The sequence below is a fragment of the Micromonospora sp. NBRC 110037 genome, assembly GCF_001652995.1.
GTDB classification, from domain to species: domain Bacteria; phylum Actinomycetota; class Actinomycetes; order Mycobacteriales; family Micromonosporaceae; genus Micromonospora; species Micromonospora chalcea.
This window is the reverse complement of record NZ_BBVA01000017.1, coordinates 36,500-51,878: the sequence shown is the minus strand read 5'-3', so window position 1 is coordinate 51,878 and position 15,379 is coordinate 36,500. Positions and strand designations below refer to the sequence as shown.

16 protein-coding genes are annotated in these 15,379 nt (G+C 73.9%); 9 read left to right on the top strand and 7 right to left on the bottom strand.

Going from position 1 to position 15,379, the window contains the following annotated elements; genetic code table 11:
- Positions 1 to 303: 303 nt before the first annotated feature.
- The 3 genes from A4R25_RS29695 (at position 304) to A4R25_RS29685 (ending at position 2,429) form a co-directional block, all read left to right on the top strand.
- Positions 304 to 1,161 (top strand): GNAT family N-acetyltransferase, encoded by an 858-nt coding sequence (locus tag A4R25_RS29695; protein WP_064448819.1) that lies wholly within the window; start codon positions 304 to 306, stop codon positions 1,159 to 1,161.
- The gene (locus A4R25_RS29690; RefSeq protein ID WP_064448817.1) at positions 1,154 to 1,342 is read left to right on the top strand and encodes a toxin-antitoxin system HicB family antitoxin; all 189 of its coding nucleotides are present in this window, start codon (positions 1,154 to 1,156) and stop codon (positions 1,340 to 1,342) included. Before A4R25_RS29695 ends, A4R25_RS29690 begins: the two co-directional genes overlap by 8 nt.
- A 139-nt stretch (positions 1,343 to 1,481) precedes the next feature.
- On the top strand, positions 1,482 to 2,429 hold the full coding sequence (locus A4R25_RS29685) for a zinc metalloprotease (protein ID WP_064448816.1): 948 nt from the start codon (positions 1,482 to 1,484) through the stop codon (positions 2,427 to 2,429).
- A gap of 51 nt (positions 2,430 to 2,480) precedes the next feature.
- Here A4R25_RS29685 and A4R25_RS29680 read toward each other — a convergent pair whose 3' ends face one another.
- Positions 2,481 to 4,160, bottom strand: coding sequence for a DNA repair helicase XPB (locus tag A4R25_RS29680; RefSeq protein WP_043327178.1), 1,680 nt, complete (start codon positions 4,158 to 4,160; stop codon positions 2,481 to 2,483).
- A gap of 186 nt (positions 4,161 to 4,346) precedes the next feature.
- Between A4R25_RS29680 and A4R25_RS29675 the strand changes: the two genes are divergently transcribed.
- Together A4R25_RS29675 and A4R25_RS29670 are read left to right on the top strand one after the other, a co-directional pair.
- A complete protein-coding gene (locus tag A4R25_RS29675) occupies positions 4,347 to 5,222 on the top strand; it encodes a L,D-transpeptidase family protein (RefSeq protein WP_064448815.1) in 876 nt (291 codons plus the stop codon).
- Between the two features lie 125 nt (positions 5,223 to 5,347).
- Entirely contained in the window at positions 5,348 to 5,584 is a 237-nt protein-coding gene (locus A4R25_RS29670) for a hypothetical protein (RefSeq protein WP_030503577.1), read from the top strand.
- Positions 5,585 to 5,588: 4 nt separating this feature from the next.
- Here A4R25_RS29670 and A4R25_RS29665 read toward each other — a convergent pair whose 3' ends face one another.
- Entirely contained in the window at positions 5,589 to 8,051 is a 2,463-nt protein-coding gene (locus A4R25_RS29665) for a helicase-associated domain-containing protein (RefSeq protein ID WP_064448814.1), read from the bottom strand.
- A 37-nt stretch (positions 8,052 to 8,088) separates the two neighbouring features.
- On the opposite strand from A4R25_RS29665, the gene A4R25_RS29660 reads away from it, so the two are divergent.
- Both A4R25_RS29660 and A4R25_RS29655 read left to right on the top strand, forming a co-directional pair.
- Positions 8,089 to 8,712, top strand: coding sequence for an HAD family hydrolase (locus A4R25_RS29660; RefSeq protein ID WP_030503575.1), 624 nt, complete (start codon positions 8,089 to 8,091; stop codon positions 8,710 to 8,712).
- A gap of 28 nt (positions 8,713 to 8,740) precedes the next feature.
- Positions 8,741 to 9,127 carry a cold-shock protein gene (locus tag A4R25_RS29655; protein WP_030503574.1) on the top strand — a complete coding sequence of 129 codons (387 nt, stop codon included), beginning with the start codon at positions 8,741 to 8,743 and terminating at the stop codon, positions 9,125 to 9,127.
- On the opposite strand, the gene A4R25_RS29650 is transcribed toward A4R25_RS29655, so the two are convergent.
- Both A4R25_RS29650 and A4R25_RS29645 read right to left on the bottom strand, forming a co-directional pair.
- A complete protein-coding gene (locus tag A4R25_RS29650) occupies positions 9,088 to 9,918 on the bottom strand; it encodes a 1,4-dihydroxy-6-naphthoate synthase (RefSeq protein WP_064448813.1) in 831 nt (276 codons plus the stop codon). The genes A4R25_RS29655 and A4R25_RS29650 overlap by 40 nt on opposite strands.
- 34 nt (positions 9,919 to 9,952) lie before the next feature.
- Positions 9,953 to 10,663 (bottom strand): TetR/AcrR family transcriptional regulator, encoded by a 711-nt coding sequence (locus tag A4R25_RS29645; protein WP_064448812.1) that lies wholly within the window; start codon positions 10,661 to 10,663, stop codon positions 9,953 to 9,955.
- Between the two features lie 118 nt (positions 10,664 to 10,781).
- On the opposite strand from A4R25_RS29645, the gene A4R25_RS29640 reads away from it, so the two are divergent.
- The gene (locus tag A4R25_RS29640) at positions 10,782 to 11,765 is read left to right on the top strand and encodes an NAD(P)-dependent alcohol dehydrogenase (protein WP_064448811.1); all 984 of its coding nucleotides are present in this window, start codon (positions 10,782 to 10,784) and stop codon (positions 11,763 to 11,765) included.
- A 56-nt stretch (positions 11,766 to 11,821) separates the two neighbouring features.
- Here A4R25_RS29640 and A4R25_RS29635 read toward each other — a convergent pair whose 3' ends face one another.
- Both A4R25_RS29635 and A4R25_RS29630 read right to left on the bottom strand, forming a co-directional pair.
- The gene (locus A4R25_RS29635; protein WP_064448810.1) at positions 11,822 to 12,499 is read right to left on the bottom strand and encodes a futalosine hydrolase; all 678 of its coding nucleotides are present in this window, start codon (positions 12,497 to 12,499) and stop codon (positions 11,822 to 11,824) included.
- Positions 12,496 to 14,106, bottom strand: coding sequence for an MFS transporter (locus tag A4R25_RS29630; RefSeq protein ID WP_064448809.1), 1,611 nt, complete (start codon positions 14,104 to 14,106; stop codon positions 12,496 to 12,498). The genes A4R25_RS29635 and A4R25_RS29630 overlap by 4 nt, the downstream gene beginning before the upstream one ends.
- 87 nt (positions 14,107 to 14,193) lie before the next feature.
- Here A4R25_RS29630 and A4R25_RS29625 point away from each other — a divergent pair, with 87 nt between their 5' ends.
- Entirely contained in the window at positions 14,194 to 15,033 is an 840-nt protein-coding gene (locus A4R25_RS29625) for a DUF3027 domain-containing protein (RefSeq protein WP_043327164.1), read from the top strand.
- A gap of 4 nt (positions 15,034 to 15,037) precedes the next feature.
- On the opposite strand, the gene A4R25_RS29620 is transcribed toward A4R25_RS29625, so the two are convergent.
- A complete protein-coding gene (locus A4R25_RS29620) occupies positions 15,038 to 15,301 on the bottom strand; it encodes a DUF2530 domain-containing protein (RefSeq protein ID WP_064448808.1) in 264 nt (87 codons plus the stop codon).
- Positions 15,302 to 15,379 lie beyond the last annotated feature (78 nt).

The window sequence follows — 15,379 nt, the reverse complement described above, 5'->3', positions numbered from 1 at the left end:
ACATGACAGTCGTCATGAGGGCCCTCTCCTTCCAAGATCTCCGCGAGTCCCAGCGAGCGAAACGCTCGTCTCATGTTGCGGGCGCGCGGGGGTAGTCGCGCGCGGCCCTCTTCGGCGCTGCCCACGCGCTCGCGCCGATCTTGGAGTTGTGGTGCCTCGCGTAAGCCGCGAAGCGGGCATCTGAGGCGCCACAACTCCAAGATCGACGCGGGGGTGGGTGGGTGGGGAATCCGGTTGACCGTGAGGGACGGGGTTTGGCCTACTGCGTCGGAGTGCTGGGTCGGGCGGGGGACGGGAGTGGGCGTGGGCGGGACGGGTGCGCTTGTGTGGCGGGAAGTCGGCGAGGACGACCTGCCCGCGTTGACCGGCCTGGCGCAGGCGTGCCTCGCCACTGACGGCGGGCTGCCGCTGTTCGGGCGTACCCCGCTGGTGCGGGCGCGGCTGCTTCAGGCGCGTACCCACGGGGCGTGGTCCGGCGGCGACCTGGTCGCGGCCGTCGGGGTCGGCGCCGGGCGGACGCCGGCCACTGCCACCGGCCTCGTGCACCCCGCGTGGCGCGGGCGCGGGCTCGGCGGCGCGCTGCTCGACTGGGCGGAGAAGCACGCCGGCGACGCTGGACTGCTGGTCACCACGGAGACGTGGAACGCGGGCGCGGAGGAGTTGTTCGCCAAGCGCGGCTACACGCGGACGTTCCTGGAGTGGGTGCTGCGGCACGACCTCGACGCGCTGCCCGAGGTCACCGCGCCGGACGGCGTCACAGTGGAGCCTGCCACGCTGGGGCCGGAGCTGTTCGCCACCTACCGCGCGTCGTTCGCCGACCGGCCCGGATTCGTGGAGCCCGAGGCCGACGAGTGGCTGGGCGACCTGCGCGACGACGAGGACTTCCGGCCGGAGTTGACGCTGCTCGCGCGCGGCCCGGACGGCACGGCGGCCGGCTTCGTCACCGTGCTCGACAACTGGATCGACCAGGTCGGCGTCGTGCCGGACTGGCGCGGGCGGCGGGTCGGGGCGTACCTGGTGGAGCGCGTGCTGCGCGGCCTCGCCGACGCGGGCACGGACGGCGCGTGGCTCTGCGTCAACGACGACAACCCGGCGGCCGGGCTGTACCGGCGGCTCGGCTTCCGCGACTTCGGCCGCCGCGCCCGCTACCTGCGTGGCTGACCCGACGCGGGAGGCGATTCCTGCGCGGGCTGGCGGCGCTGAGCCGCTGTCCGAGCGCAGGTACTCGGGCAAGTTCAACCTGCGGGTCGGCGAGAGCCTGCACCGAGAGTTGGCCATCCACGCCGCCGAGGAAGGCATGAGCCTGAACCAGTACTTGCTGAGGAAGCTGAGCGCCGCCTGACCCGTCCGGAGCGGTCCCTGCCGGGGACTGTTGCCGATGCCCATTGACGTGGTCTTATGGCGGGACGACGACGTCATCGATCCGCAGCTTTGACAACCCCGCGTCGGTACTCCTTTCATGCCTTCCGAAAGGTGCAACGATGCACAGGAAACCGACGATTCACCTGGCAGTGCTCGTCGCTGCCGCAGCCGCCTTCCTGACCGCCGGCGAAGCCCCCGTCGCGGCCACGGCGGCCTCTCCCGCCGCCGCCGAGTGCGAGCCAGGCGCCGACACGCACAGCGCCGCCCGGGTACGTGAGGGCGCCACCGCCAAGGAGCCCGCGCTCTACTCGACGAACGAGGCCAAGGCGTACGGCGTCATCAAGGACTCGCCGCGCCTCGCCAACGGCAGCGTCACCGTGCCGACGATCTTCCACATGATCTCCGACCACGAGCTGAGCGCGGCCGAGAAGGCCCGCTGGAACACGCTCATCTCGGCGCAGATGACGGTGCTCAACGACTCGTTCGCGGGTCGTACCGCGGCCGACGCCTCGGACACGCCGTTCCGCTTCTCGCTGGTCGACACCACGTGGACCGTCAACAGCACCTGGTACACGGTGGTGCCGGGCAAGAACGAGCGGGACATGAAGAAGGCGCTCTACACCGGCGACTCCCGCACCCTGAACGTCTACGCGGCGAACATCGGTGACGGGTTGCTCGGCTGGGCGTACTTCCCGAAGGGCTACAACAACGGCCGCGACTACATCGACGGCGTGGTGATGCTCGACGAGTCGATGCCGGGCGGTACGGCCGGCAAGTACGCGCTCGGTGACACGCTCACGCACGAGGTGGGGCACTGGCTGATGCTGGAGCACACGTTCGCGCACGGCTGCTCCGCGTCCGGCGACTTCGTGGCGGACACGCCGCGTGAGGCGGCGCCGCAGTTCAACTGCCCGATCGGGGCGGACACCTGCACCGCGCCGGGGCTGGACCCGATCCACAACTTCATGGACTACACGCAGGACTCCTGCATGAACATGTTTACCCCGGGCCAGGCCGACCGGATGAGCGACGCCTGGGTCGCGTTCCGCGCCAGCGGCAAGGGCTGACCGCGAGACCGGGCGGGCCGCACCACGGCGGCCCGCCCGGCCGCGCGCCGGTCAGTCGACAGTCGGCAGCGTCGGCCCGAGCACGTCGTCGGCGTCCACGATGGTGTATGCGTACCCCTGCTCGGCCAGGAAGCGCTGCCGGTGCGCGGCGTACTCGGTGTCGATGGTGTCCCGGGAGACCACCGTGTAGAAGTGCGCCTGCCGCCCGTCGGCCTTCGGGCGCAGCACCCGCCCGAGCCGCTGCGCCTCCTCCTGCCGGGAGCCGAACGTGCCGGACACCTGGATCGCGACAGCCGCCTCGGGCAGGTCGATGGAGAAGTTGCCGACCTTCGAGAGCACCAGCGTCCGCAACGAGCCGGAGCGGAACGCGTCGAACAGCCGCTCGCGTTCCTTGTTCGTGGTGGAGCCCTGCACGATCGGCGCGTCGAGGTATTCGCCCAACTGGTGCAGCTGGTCGAGGAACCCACCGATGACGAGGACCTGCTCGTCCGGGTGCCGGTCCACCAGGGCGCGGACCACCGGCAGCTTCGTGCGGGCGGTGGCCGCCATCCGGTAGCGCTCCTCGGCCTCCGCCGTCGCGTACGCCATGCGCTCGGCGTCGGTGAGCGTCACCCGTACCTCGGTGCACTCCGCCGGGGCGATCCAGCCCTGCTGCTCGATGTCCTTCCACGGCGCGTCGTACCGCTTCGGGCCGATCAGGCTGAACACGTCGCCCTCGCGGCCGTCCTCGCGTACCAGAGTCGCGGTGAGGCCGAGCCGGCGGCGGGCCTGGAGGTCCGCCGTGAAGCGGAAGATCGGCGCGGGCAGCAGGTGCACCTCGTCGTAGACGACAAGGCCCCAGTCGCGGGCGCCGAACAGGTCCAGGTGGGTGAACGCGCCGCCGCGCCGCGAGGTGAGCACCTGGTACGTGGCGATGGTGACCGGGCGGATCTCCTTGCGCTCGCCCGAGTACTCGCCGATCTCCTCCTCGGTCAGCGACGTGCGGGCGATCAGCTCCCGCTTCCACTGCCGTCCCGCCACCGTGTTGGTGACCAGGATCAGCGTGGTCGCCTTCGCCTCGGCCATGGCCGCCGCGCCGACCAGCGTCTTGCCGGCGCCACAGGGCAGCACCACCACGCCGGAGCCGCCGGCCCAGAACGCCTCGACGGCTTCCCGCTGGTACGACCGCAGCGTCCACGGCTTGCCGCCGTCCTTGCCGGCCTCGGCCAGCTCGATCGGGTGCGCCTCGCCGTCCACGTACCCGGCCAGGTCCTCGGCCGGCCAGCCCAGCTTGAGCAGCGCCTGCTTGAGCCGGCCCCGCTCGGACGGGTGCACCGCGATGGTGTCGTCGTCGAGCTTCGCGCCGAGCATGCCGGCGAGCTTCTTGCTCTTGGCGACCTCGATCAGCACCACCCGGTCCAGCGCGCGCAGCACCAGGCCGTGCACCGGGTCGTTGGCGAGCTGGAGCCGGCCGTACCGGTCCATCGTCTCGGCCACGTCGACCAGCAGCGCGTGCGGCACCGGGTAGCGGGAGTACTTGATCAGCGAGTCGACCACGCCCTCGGCGTCGTGGCCGGCGGCCCGCGCGTTCCACAGGCCCAGCGGCGTCAGCCGGTACGTGTGCACGTGCTCGGGGGAGCGTTCCAGCTCGGCGAAGGGCGCGATGGCCATCCGGCACGCCTGCGCGTCGGGGTGGTCGATCTCCAGTAGGAGCGTCTTGTCCGACTGCACGATCAGTGGTCCACCGCTCACGCCAGCGTCCTCTCGCATCGCCCGGAACCCCGCTGCCCGGAACCCCGCCGCACCCCGGCTGACCTGCCGGAGGCCGACCAACCAGTGTTGCACGCCGGAGGGCTGCGCAAAAAAGTCCGGCTGGACAGGCAACGTCATACTCGTCCCACACGTCTAGCAAGCGGGACGACTGTCCAGGGAGGGCCCATGCAGCGTGTCCGGTTTCTCGCCCGGGTCACCGCCCTGGCGGTGGTCGTGCTGGTCGGTGTCGGCGCCTGCGCGCTCGATCCGCAGGCGGACGGCGCCGGGGGGAGCACCCCCGGCCCGGTCGGGCTGACGGAGGGAGCATCGGGGGCGAGCGCGTCGCCCACGCCGGAGCAGCCGGTCACGTCCCCGTCGGCGCAGCCGAGCCGGACGGCCTCGCCGAAACCCTCCCGATCGCCGGAGGCGACGAAGACGACGAAACCCGGGCCGAAGCCGAGCGCGTCCGCCGGGTGCCCGCAGGGCGAGCACCAGCGGGCCGTGGAGACGTACCTGACCCGGCTGGGCGGCTTCGGGACGCTGACCGTGGACGGCGAGCAGTCCGCCGCCGACTGCGCCGCGATCAAGAAGTTCCAGGTCCGGTACGGCATCAGCCCGTCCTCGGGTCGCGCCGGCCCCACCACGTACGACGTGGCGAAGCGGCTGGCCGCCACCGACACCGCGCGGTGCAAGGCCGGTTCCCGGCTGACGTTCTGCGTCGACCTGACCCGGCAGACGGTCTGGGCGATGCGCGGCGGCGAGGTGGTGATGGGCCCGACCGTGACCCGCACCGGCATGTCCGGCTACGCCACCCCGGCCGGCACGTACTCGGTGGGGCGGAAGAACCCGCGCGAGTGGTCCAACCCGTACGAGGTGTGGCTGCCGTACTGGCAGCAGTTCAACGGCGGGATCGGCTTCCACGAGACCACGACATACCTGCACAACGGCGCGATCGGCTCGCACGGCTGCGTGAACCTGCTGCACCGCGACGCGGTACGCCTGTGGGAGCTGGGTTCGGTCGGCACCCGCGTGGTGGTGATCGGCCGCCGCCCCGGCACCTGAACCGGCCCGGAACCCGCCCTCACCCGTGACCGGACGGCCCGGATCAGGGTTTTAACCCCTGTCCGCCCGGTCCGGCAGGTGCCACTCTGGAAGCCGGGTCCAAGCCGGGACGGGGAGGGACTGCCATGACCGTTGACCAGGACGTGCTTCCCGACGAGGAGCGGACGCAGCAGCAGGAGGTGCCCACGGCGGTCCTGTTCGGCTACGCGGCCGCCGCCGTCGGGGTGTTCGGCTGGTTCCTGTTCGGGCTGTTGGTGCAGCAGCAGGGCTTCGTGGACTCGGTCGGCGAGTCGGCCGGCGCGGCGTTCGCGTTGCTGCTGGCCGTGTCGGTGGTGGGCACGTTGCGCCGCAACGGGGAGTGACGCCTCACTCCTCCAGCACGGCCGCGGTGATCCGGTGCAGCGCGAACGTGTGCAGCATCTCCGTCCGGTCGTCCTCGGCGCGCAGGTAGCCGGCGCCGATAGACACCGGCCGGACCAGCCGGGACGCGGTCGCCCCGTGCGCGTCGACGTAGCCGACCCAGACCAGCGCCTTGTCCCGTACCGCCTGCTGGAGCACCGCCAGCGCGTCACCGTGACCGGGCACCGGGGCGGGACCGCCCGCCGCCGCGCCGCCCCGGACCACCGCCGGGGCCCGCCGCGCGGCCCGGGCCGCCGCGTCGCCCCGGCGGATCTGCTCCACCACGCCGAGCAGACGGGGCATCGGCAGCTTCGGCGTGGCGAGCGGGTCCACCGCGCGGCCGATCCCGGTACGGGCCGGCGCCCGCCGGGTCTTCGGCCGGGCCAGCACCGTCGCTCCGCTGGCGTCCTCGGGCACCGGGGCGTACCCGGCGTCGCGCAACGCGGTGAGCATCCGGTTGACCTGGTACGGCGTGACCAGCACGGTGGGTGCGAGCCGGCGGAACGCCAGCGGCTCCAGGCGTCGGTCGGCCTGCACCTCGGTGAGCAGCGCCTCGTCGTCGCTGCGCACGTATGCGCCGGACGACCCGACGCGCAGCCCGCCGTGCTTGCGGGCCACGTCGTCGACCAGATAGGTCAGGCCCTGCGGCACCGGGGTACGGGACCGGCGGCGGAACAGCGCGTGCAGGTCCTCCGCGGTGTAGCCGGCGTCCAGCGCCCGCCGGATGCTGCCCGTGGTGACCCGGTGCACGCTCGCCCCGCCCGCCGACTCGTGCTCGGCCACCACGTCCAGTTCGGCGGCGAGCGCCGGGTCGGGCGGGCCGGGCACCACGACTGTCAGGTCGGCCTGCACCAGCACGTGGTCGACCGGGGCGGGCAGCAGCCCGTCCAGCGCGCGGACGGTGGTCGACGGGTCGCCCGACTCGGCGTCGGAGCGCAGCCCGAGCGGGTCGTCGCCGCGTTCGTCGGCGTCGGTCAGCTCGGCGAGCAGCAGCCGCCCGTACGTGGTGAGCGCGCCGAGCCCGGTCACGCCCAGCGAGGCCGCCTCGGCCAGCACCTCCCGGTGCGCCGTCTCCCGCCCCCGGGCCCGCCGGGGCGCGCGCCAGTCCAGCAGTTCCAGCACTTCGTCCGGGGTGGGCGCGGTGCCGGCCGGCAGGTCGGCGAGCACGGCGAGCACCGCACGCCGGGCGGCGGGCGCGCCGGCTCGTTCCGCCTCGGCGGAGAGCACCGAGATGGGCCGGTCCCGGTCGTCGCGCTGCCCGATCAGGCCGGCCTGGCGGGGCATCGACATCCAGGCGCGGGCGAGCTGCTCCCAGCGCTGGGCCAGCGACGCCGCGCGCCACACCTCGTACCCGCCGGTGGGCAGGATCTGCTGGTCGCCGCCGTAGCGGGTGGTGGCCGCGCCGGTCAGTTCCATCTCACCGGTCAGCCCGGCTGCGTACGCGACCTCGAACAGCAGCGCGGTGGTCGTCTCGTCCAGCCCGAGTCCACGGGCGAGCCGGCGCAGGTCGCGGACGCCGACGCCGCCGGAGCGCAGCACCGGGGCCGGCTCCACGATCAGCGCCTCCAGCAGCGCCTCGGTGTGCCGGACCACCTCCATGGTCTGCCCGGCCCCGGCCGAGTCGGCGGACTTGACCTCGCGGGGCGGGCCGGACACCACGGGTGGGCTGGTGCGCAGCGGGCCGAGCGGGCCGGAGTCGCGGCGCAGCACCAGCCCCACCTCGCGGGGCAGCTCGACGGTGCCGTTGCGGCCGCCGGACATCCGCACCAGCAGCCGGTGCTCGACCAGCCAGCGGATCGGGGAGCCGGTCGGCGCGCCGCCGTTCACCAGGTCCGGCGGGAGCACGTCCTCGGCGCCGGTGGCGGGGGCCTCCAACGCGCCCGGCGCGACGGTGCCGACCGGCGGTCCGGCGGCGAGCCGGTCCAGGACGGCGCGGGCCGAGGGCGGGGCGGACAGCAGCGTCCGCCGCAGCTTCGCCGGGTCCGCGCAGAGGGCCGCCACGCGCGGGTCCAGCTCCGCCGCCGGCCGGCCCAGCCCCGCCGGGTACGGGGACACCTCGTCGATGCCCCCGGCCACGCACAGGTCGTGCTCGGGGCCGTACAGCAGGAACCGGGCCCGGAGCCGGTCGACGGCGGCGCGGACCGCGGTGGGCGCGGGGGGCCGTGGCCCGGCGGTGGCCATGGCCAGGATCTGGTCGGTGGAGGTGGCGCCCTCGGGGCCGCGGGTGAGGCGGGCGGCGTCGAGGATCTGGAGGGTGAACTGGTCCAGCCCGTCGAGCGCCCGGGCCACGGAGACCCGGGACTGGGCGCGCAGGGCGAGGGCGGACACGTCGGCCGGCACCGGTACGACGAGGTCCGGCCGCAGCTGGAGCAGCGCGGCGAGGGACTCGTCGGGGAGGGCCCGCAGGTGGTCGGCGAGTGAGGTGGTCATCGTCGTACCACGCTAGCCCGCTGGGTAGGTTCTCGGCATGCCTCCGCTGATGGTCGGCTTCGACCTCGACATGACACTGGTCGACTCCCGCCCCGGGATCGCCGCCGCGTTCCGGGCGCTCACCGCGCGGACCGGCGTGCATGTGGACGGGGATCTGGCGGTGTCGCGGCTGGGCCCGCCGCTGCGCACCGAGCTGGCGCACTGGTTCCCGCCGGAGCGCATCGAGGAGGCGGTGACGCTCTACCGGGAGTTGTATCCGGCGTACGCGATCACTCCGACGGTGCCGATGCCGGGCGCGGAGGCCGCGCTGCGCGCGGTGCAGGCGCGCGGCGGCCGGACGATGGTGGTGACCGCGAAGATCGGCCGGCTGGCGAAGCTGCACCTGGACCACCTCGGGCTACCGGTGGACGAGCTGGCCGGGGACGTGTTCGCCGAGCAGAAGGCGGTCGCGTTGCGCGAACACGGCGCGACGCTCTACGTGGGTGACCACGTGGCCGACATGGCCGCCGCGCGAGCTGCGGGAATCCCAGGAGTGGCAGTGGCGACCGGCCCGTGCTCGGCCGACGAACTGACCGAGGCCGGGGCGTACCTGGTGCTTGATGATCTCGTCGAATTCCCGAGGGCGCTGGACCGGATCATCGGGCTAGCCTTGGAGGGGTAGACGGTTCGAGTGGAGCGGGGTTCAACAGGTGCCGACGGGTCGAGTGAAGTGGTACGACGCCGCCAAGGGGTACGGGTTCGTCACCAGTGACGAGGGTGGCGACGTGTTCCTGCCGAAGGGCGCGCTACCGGCGGGTGTCGCCGACCTGAAGGGTGGCCAGCGGGTCGATTTCAGCGTCGTGGACAGCCGGCGGGGCGCCCAGGCCATGGGGGTCAAGCTGCTGGAGGCGCCGCCTTCGGTGGCGGAGCTGCGCCGCCGGCCGGCCGAGGAACTGCACGGCCTGGTCGAAGACATGATCAAGGTGCTGGAGGCGAAGGTCCAGCCGGACCTGCGCCGGGGTCGCTTCCCGGATCGGAAGACCTCCCAGAAGATCGCTCAGCTGGTCCACGCGGTGGCGCGCGAGCTGGAGGTCTGAGGGACGAGCCCGGCGTCGGCGGCCCGGCCCAGCAGCGCCTTCACGGCGGCGAAGCCGGCCTCACCCAGGTCGGCGGTGAACTCGTTGACGTAGAGGCCGATGTGCCGGTCCACCACGTCGGGCTCCATCTCCTGCGCGTGCGCGAGGACGTACTCGCGGCTCGCAGCCGGGTCGGCCCACGCCTGGCGTACCGACTCGCGGATCCAGGCGGCGGCCTCGGCCGGGTCGACAGCGCCCCGGCGGGCCAGGATCGCGCCCAGCGGGATCGGCAGCCCGGTGTCGCCCTCCCACCACTCGCCCAGGTCGACGAGCGCGGTCAGCCCGTGCCGCGGGTAGGTGAAGCGCGCCTCGTGGATCACCAGGCCGGCGTCGTACCGGCCGGCGGCCACGCCCGGCATGATCTCGTGGAACGGCACCACCTCGATGCGCGCCGGCGCCTGGTCGGCCGCCCAGAGCCGGAACAGCAGGTACGCGGTGGTCCGCTCGCCGGGCACCGCCACCGTCGCGCCGGACAGGTCGGTCCGGTCGCCGCGGGTCAGCACCAGCGGGCCGCAGCCCCGGCCGAGCGCGCCGCCGCAGGGCAGCAGGTGGTAGTCGTCCAGTAGCCAGGGCAGCGCCGCGTAGCTGACCTTCACCAGGTCGAACGCGCCCCGCTCGGCGGCCGTGTTGGTGACGTCGACGTCCGCGTAGGTCACCTCGACCGGCGGCGCGCCGGGCACCCGGCCGTGCACCAGGGCGTCGAAGACGAACGTGTCGTTGGGGCAGGGGGAGATCGCCAGGGAGAGCGCCACGTCCCCACCGTAACCCCGGGGGCCGGGCCGCCCGTCACAGCGTCCGGTGTGACGTCCAGCCGTTCCGGTGCAGCCGTTCGATGCCGTCGAGCAGCAGGTCCAGCGCGAACTCGAACTCGAACTGGTCGTCGCAGCCCGGCCCGACGACCGAGTCGCCGTCGTGCGACGCCGCGGTGGCGATCGCCGCGAGGTTGGGGAACCGGGCGGCCATCTCCGGCGGCAGGTCGGCCGGTGGCTCGGGCACTGTCGCGCCGGACCGGCCGGCCTGCCGGGTGGCGTCGAACAGTTCCTGGCTGAAGCCCAGCAGCCGGCTGCCCATCGCGTGCATCACGTGGTGGGCGAGGTCGGTGGAGAACCCTCCGGCGCGCAGCGCCCCGACGGTGGAGTCGAGGTACGCCAGCACGGCCGGCGTCGCCGTGCTGCGGGACTCGATCGCCAGCGGCGCCCAGGGGTGGCGCAGCAGCACCTGTCGCGCCGAGAGGATGCGCCGCCGGATCGCCTGCTTCCAGTCACCGGCCTCCGGCGGATCGATCTCCGCGACCACGACGTCGATCATGCCGTCGACCAGTTCGTCCTTGTTCGCCACGTGCTTGTAGAGCGCCATCGGCACGACGCCCAGGTCTTGGGCGAGGTTGCGCATGCTGAGCGACTCGATGCCGGTCCCGTCGGCGAGCGCGACGGCGGCACGCAGAATCCGGTCCCTGCTCAGCGGTGCCCGGCGCACCTTCTCCGCCTGCTTCGGCATGTGGTTCCTCGCCTTCCCGGGGGGCGGTTGTCACAGTATCCGCCTTGACTGGTGTACGGCGTACACCTAGCCTGGTCCCATCGAGGTGTACGCCGTACACCTGGGAGGGAGCGGGACCATGAGAGCGATCGTCCAGGACCGGTACGGCCCACCCGAGACACTCACGCTGGCCGACGTCGACACGCCCGTACCCGCCGTTGACGAGGTGCTGATCCGGGTCGAGGCGGCCGCGCTCAACGCGTACGACTGGCACGTCATGCGCGGCGATCCCCGGCTGTCGCGGCTGGCGCTCGGCCTCACGCGGCCCCGGGCGCGCATCCGTGGCCGCGACGTGGCCGGGCGGGTCGAGGCCGTCGGCGCCGGGGTACGGCAGATACGTCCCGGCGACGCCGTCTTCGCCGACCTCGGCGAGGCCGACGGCGCGTTCGCCGAGTACGTGTGCGTACCCGAACGCCTGGTCGCGCCCCGGCCGGCGAACCTGTCCCCGGAGCAGGCCGCCGCCCTGCCGCTCGCGGGCGTCACCGCGCTCCAGGGGCTGCGCGACGCCGGGCAGGTCCGGCCCGGCCACCGGGTCCTGATCAACGGGGCGTCCGGCGGCGTCGGCACGCTCGCCGTCCAGCTGGCCAAGGCGCTCGGCGCGACGGTGACGGGCGTGTGCCGCACCCGCAACGTCGACCTGGTCCGTTCGCTCGGCGCCGACCACGTGGTCGACTACACCCGCGACGACTTCACCCGCGCCGGGCGCCGGTACGACGTGGTGTTCGACCTGGTCGGCAACCGTTCGCTGCGCGCGCTGCGGCGCGCGTTGACGCCGACCGGGACGCTCGTGCTCTCCGGCGGCGGCGTCTACCGCGGCGGTAGCCTCATCGGACCGGTCGGGCTGCTCGCCCGCGGACGGCTGACGGCGCCCTTCGTCCGGCAGCGCATCGTCGCGCTCGCCACCTCACCCGGCCGGGCGCACCTGGACGCGCTCCGCGAGCACGCCGAGGCCGGCCGGCTCACCGTGGCCATCGACCGTACCTATTCGCTCCACGAGGTGCCCGACGCCATCCGCTACCTCGAAACCGAGCACGCGCGGGCGAAGGTCGTCGTCATTATCTGAGGCCGTCGTCCCCAGCCCGGCGAGTTGTCCACAGGGTTGTCCACAGGTGGACAAGATCAGTGGAGGGCGGCTGCGGCGCTGGTCAGCGCGGCGAACGCCTCGCGCATGCGCCACGCGCTCCGGTCGCGCGGACCGATCGGGTTGGAGACCGTACGCAGCTCGGCGAAGGGCACACCGGCCTGGGCGGCGGCGACCGCCACGCCGTACCCCTCCATGGCCTCGGCCACCGCGTCCGGGTGCCGTTGCGCGAGCGCCGCCGTGCTCGCGGCGGTGCCGGTCACCGTGCTCACGGTGAGCACCGTGCCGACAGTCGCCCCCGGCAGGGCGGCCCGCAGCCCGGCCAGCAGGCCCGGGTCGGCGGGCACGATCCGGCCGCCGCCCAGCAGCTCGGGGGGCATCCCCAGGTCCTCGACCGGGATGAACCCGCCGGGTGACTCGGCGCCCAGGTCGGCGGCGACACTGCGGTCGGCGAGCACCGTGCCGCCCACCGCGACCCGGCCGACGAAGCCACCGGCGATGCCGGCGCTGACCACCGCCCGGTACGGCCGCCCGGCCGCCTCGGCCAGCGCCAGCAGCCGTGCCGTGGCGGCAGCGGCGACAGCCGGGCCGACACCGACCGGCAGCACCGTCACGTCCGGCGGTGCCGTCCCGTCCGGCGCGGCGGATGCGGTCAGGCCGGCGCGGATCGCCTCGGCCTCGGCGGGTACCGCCGTGACCACGAGCAGCCCGGTCACGCCACCGGCCCCCGGGGGTCGCGCCGCTCGGTGTCCTCGACGCCGGAACCGCCCACCGATGAGGAGGGCCGGTAGATGTGGAAGCCGGGCGGCGCGAGCCCGTCGTCCTCCGGCGGGCCGGCACGCTGAGGCGCCGGTGACGTGGGCGCCGGGTCGTCGAACGAGGTGGTGGCCGGTTCCGCGGCCCGGGTGGCCTGCTCCGCCGCCAGTTCCTCGTCGCCGAGCGGCCGGCCGACCAGGTGCTCACCCCGCAGCTTGCCGGCGACCAGCACGCCGCGTACGGCCACCAGTGCGGCCACCACGGCGGCGACGGTCACCCCGATCAGCCCGGTGAACGGCACCAGCCCGAGCCCGCCCCCGGCTACGAACGCGAGCATCAGCGCGGTCTCCGAGTGCGCGAACGAACTGGCCCGCAGCCGCTCCGGGATGCGTTCCTGGATCGAGGCGTCCACCGTCAGCTTGGCGATCCCGCTCATCATCGCCGCCACCAGGCAGAGCAGCGCCACCATGGGCAGGGAGAACTTCAGCGCGGCGAGCACCGCCACGCCGGCCACCACTATCGTGCCGCTGGACTGGAGCGCGGTGGGCCGGTGGATGCGCAGCCGGGTGCCGATCGCGGTGGCCAGGAACGTGCCGACGGCCAGCGCGCCGCCGACCAGGCCCAGCGCGCCCTGGGCGCCGAGGTCACGGCCGAAGAAGTCGGTGGTCAGGTCACCGGCCTTGATGGCGAAGGCCAGGAAGAGCAGCAGGAAGCCGTAGAGCCCGCGCAGCGCCGCCGCGCCGATCAGCGTGGCGATCACCAGGCGGCCGGCCGGGCGGCCCCGGCCCAGCGGGCGCTCGCCGTCACGGCGGCGCATCGCGCGCAGCGGGTGCGGCATCCGCTCCGGCGGCTCGGAGTCGGCCTTCGGCGGCAGCCGCAGGGAGATCACCATGCCGACCAGGAAGATCACCGACGCGACCCGCAGCGGCCACTGCGGCCCGAACCAGAACGCGGCCAGCCCGATCGGCGCGACGAGCGCGCCCGCCACCGTGCCGTAGACGCTCGCCCGCGCCCCGACCTGGGACAGTCCCAGGCCCTCGGGCAGCAGCCGGGGGACCGCTGCCGAGCGGGCCACGCCGTACGCCCGGGAGAGCGCGAGCACGCCGAACGCCGCCGGGTAGAGCCCGAAGCCGCCGATGTAGTCGGAGATCAGCCAGGCCAGGAACGCGCGGCCGAGCATGGTGGTGGCCAGCGCGTACCGCCGGCCGTGGCGGAAGTGGTCGAGCAGCGGGCCGACCACCGGGGCGAGCATGGCGAACGGGACCATGGTCACCAGCAGGTAGAGGGCGACCTTGTTGCGTGCCTCGCCCAGCGGCACGTCGAAGAAGATCGTCCCGGCCAGGCCGATGGCGATGAGCGTGTCGCCGGCGCAGGAGAGGGCGTGCAGGTCGAACAGCCGGACCATGCCCACCTCGTTGCCGGCGCTGCGGGCCCGGGCGGTGCCGGCGCGGCGGGTCATCCAGCGCCCGCCGTGCAGAGACCCGCGCAACAGCAGCCGGGTGGCGCGGATGCCGGTGCCGACGGTCCGCCCCAGAAAGGAGCGGCCGGAGCGGGAGGACAGCGCCATGCGTCCCATCCTCGCCCATTCGATCCACGCGCGCCGCATCACCCGCGGAGAACGACTCCGGGGAGTGCCTGTCACCCGTGGACCGGCATGGGGAACAATGGTCCGGTGACCAGGCCCGCCTCCGCCCGCGCTCCCCGGCTCGACCAGGTCTGCGCCGCCGCCGTCGAGGTGGCCCGCGACGCCATCACCGAGGTGGAGCCGACAGACATCGGCGACCATCTCCAGGCCGTCGCCGAGGGCGACCGGGTCGTCACCCACTACTTCGAATGCCGGATGGCCGGTTACCGCGGCTGGCGCTGGGCCGTCACGGTGACCCGGGTGCCGCGCAGCCGGCACGTCACCATCTGCGAGACGGTGCTGCTGCCCGGCCCGGACGCGCTGCTCGCCCCGGGCTGGTTGCCCTGGCAGGAGCGGCTCAAGCCGGGCGACCTGGGCCCGGGCGACCTGCTGCCCACCCCGGCCGACGACGAGCGGCTCGCCCCCGGCTACCTGCTCTCCGACGACCCGGCGGTCGAGGAGACCGCCTGGGAGCTGGGGCTGGGCCGGGCCCGGGTGCTGTCCCGGGAGGGGCGCGCCGAGACCGCCCAGCGCTGGTACGACGGTGACCACGGCCCGGACGCCGCGATCTCGACGGCCGCGCCGGCCGCCGCCCGCTGCGGCACCTGCGGTTTCTACCTGCCGCTGGCCGGGGCGCTGCGACTGGCCTTCGGCGCGTGCGGCAACTTCTACGCGCCCGACGACGGCCGGGTGGTCAGCGCCGACCACGGGTGCGGCGCGCACTCGGAGACGCTTGTGGAGACGCCCGAGACGCCCGTCGAGGAGCTGCCCACCGTCTACGACGACAGCGCGGTCGAGGCCATGACGGTCAGCCGGGCCCCCGGGTCGGTCGAGGCGTCCGAGCCGGCGGAGCCGTACGGCCACCCCTGACCGGTCAGCGCGGCCGCTGCGCGGCGGCCCCGCGCCGGCGACGCCGGTTGGCGTCGTGCCGCATCATCACCGCCAGGCCGGGAAAGCCCCACAGAAAACCGGCCAGGCAGGTCCAGAGCCAGTTCTGACGCCCGGACTCGGTGAGCCAGTCCCGGAAGAAGATCAGTAGCACCAGACCGGCCACCGCCCAGGCGATCAGCCCGGCGACGGCGAACGGCACCATCGGCGGGTCGAGCGGCTCCGGCCGCGGCTGTTGCTCCTGTGACACCGGCCCAGCCTACGTGATCGTTCTTCCCTGCCCGCCAGGTGATCTGGGACGATGCGCGCGACAAAACCCGGCCGATGA

What these genes read in the sequence shown, in the direction of transcription:
- A4R25_RS29685 (WP_064448816.1), top strand. Translation starts at nt 1,482, where the DNA reads ATGCACAGGAAACCGACGATTCACCTGGCAGTGCTCGTCGCTGCCGCA.
- A4R25_RS29675 (WP_064448815.1), top strand. Translation starts at nt 4,347, where the DNA reads ATGCAGCGTGTCCGGTTTCTCGCCCGGGTCACCGCCCTGGCGGTGGTC.
- A4R25_RS29670 (WP_030503577.1), top strand. Translation starts at nt 5,348, where the DNA reads ATGACCGTTGACCAGGACGTGCTTCCCGACGAGGAGCGGACGCAGCAG.
- A4R25_RS29665 (WP_064448814.1), bottom strand. Translation starts at nt 8,051, where the DNA reads ATGACCACCTCACTCGCCGACCACCTGCGGGCCCTCCCCGACGAGTCC.
- A4R25_RS29660 (WP_030503575.1), top strand. Translation starts at nt 8,089, where the DNA reads ATGCCTCCGCTGATGGTCGGCTTCGACCTCGACATGACACTGGTCGAC.
- A4R25_RS29645 (WP_064448812.1), bottom strand. Translation starts at nt 10,663, where the DNA reads ATGCCGAAGCAGGCGGAGAAGGTGCGCCGGGCACCGCTGAGCAGGGAC.
- A4R25_RS29640 (WP_064448811.1), top strand. Translation starts at nt 10,782, where the DNA reads ATGAGAGCGATCGTCCAGGACCGGTACGGCCCACCCGAGACACTCACG.
- A4R25_RS29630 (WP_064448809.1), bottom strand. Translation starts at nt 14,106, where the DNA reads ATGGCGCTGTCCTCCCGCTCCGGCCGCTCCTTTCTGGGGCGGACCGTC.
- A4R25_RS29625 (WP_043327164.1), top strand. Translation starts at nt 14,194, where the DNA reads ATGGGGAACAATGGTCCGGTGACCAGGCCCGCCTCCGCCCGCGCTCCC.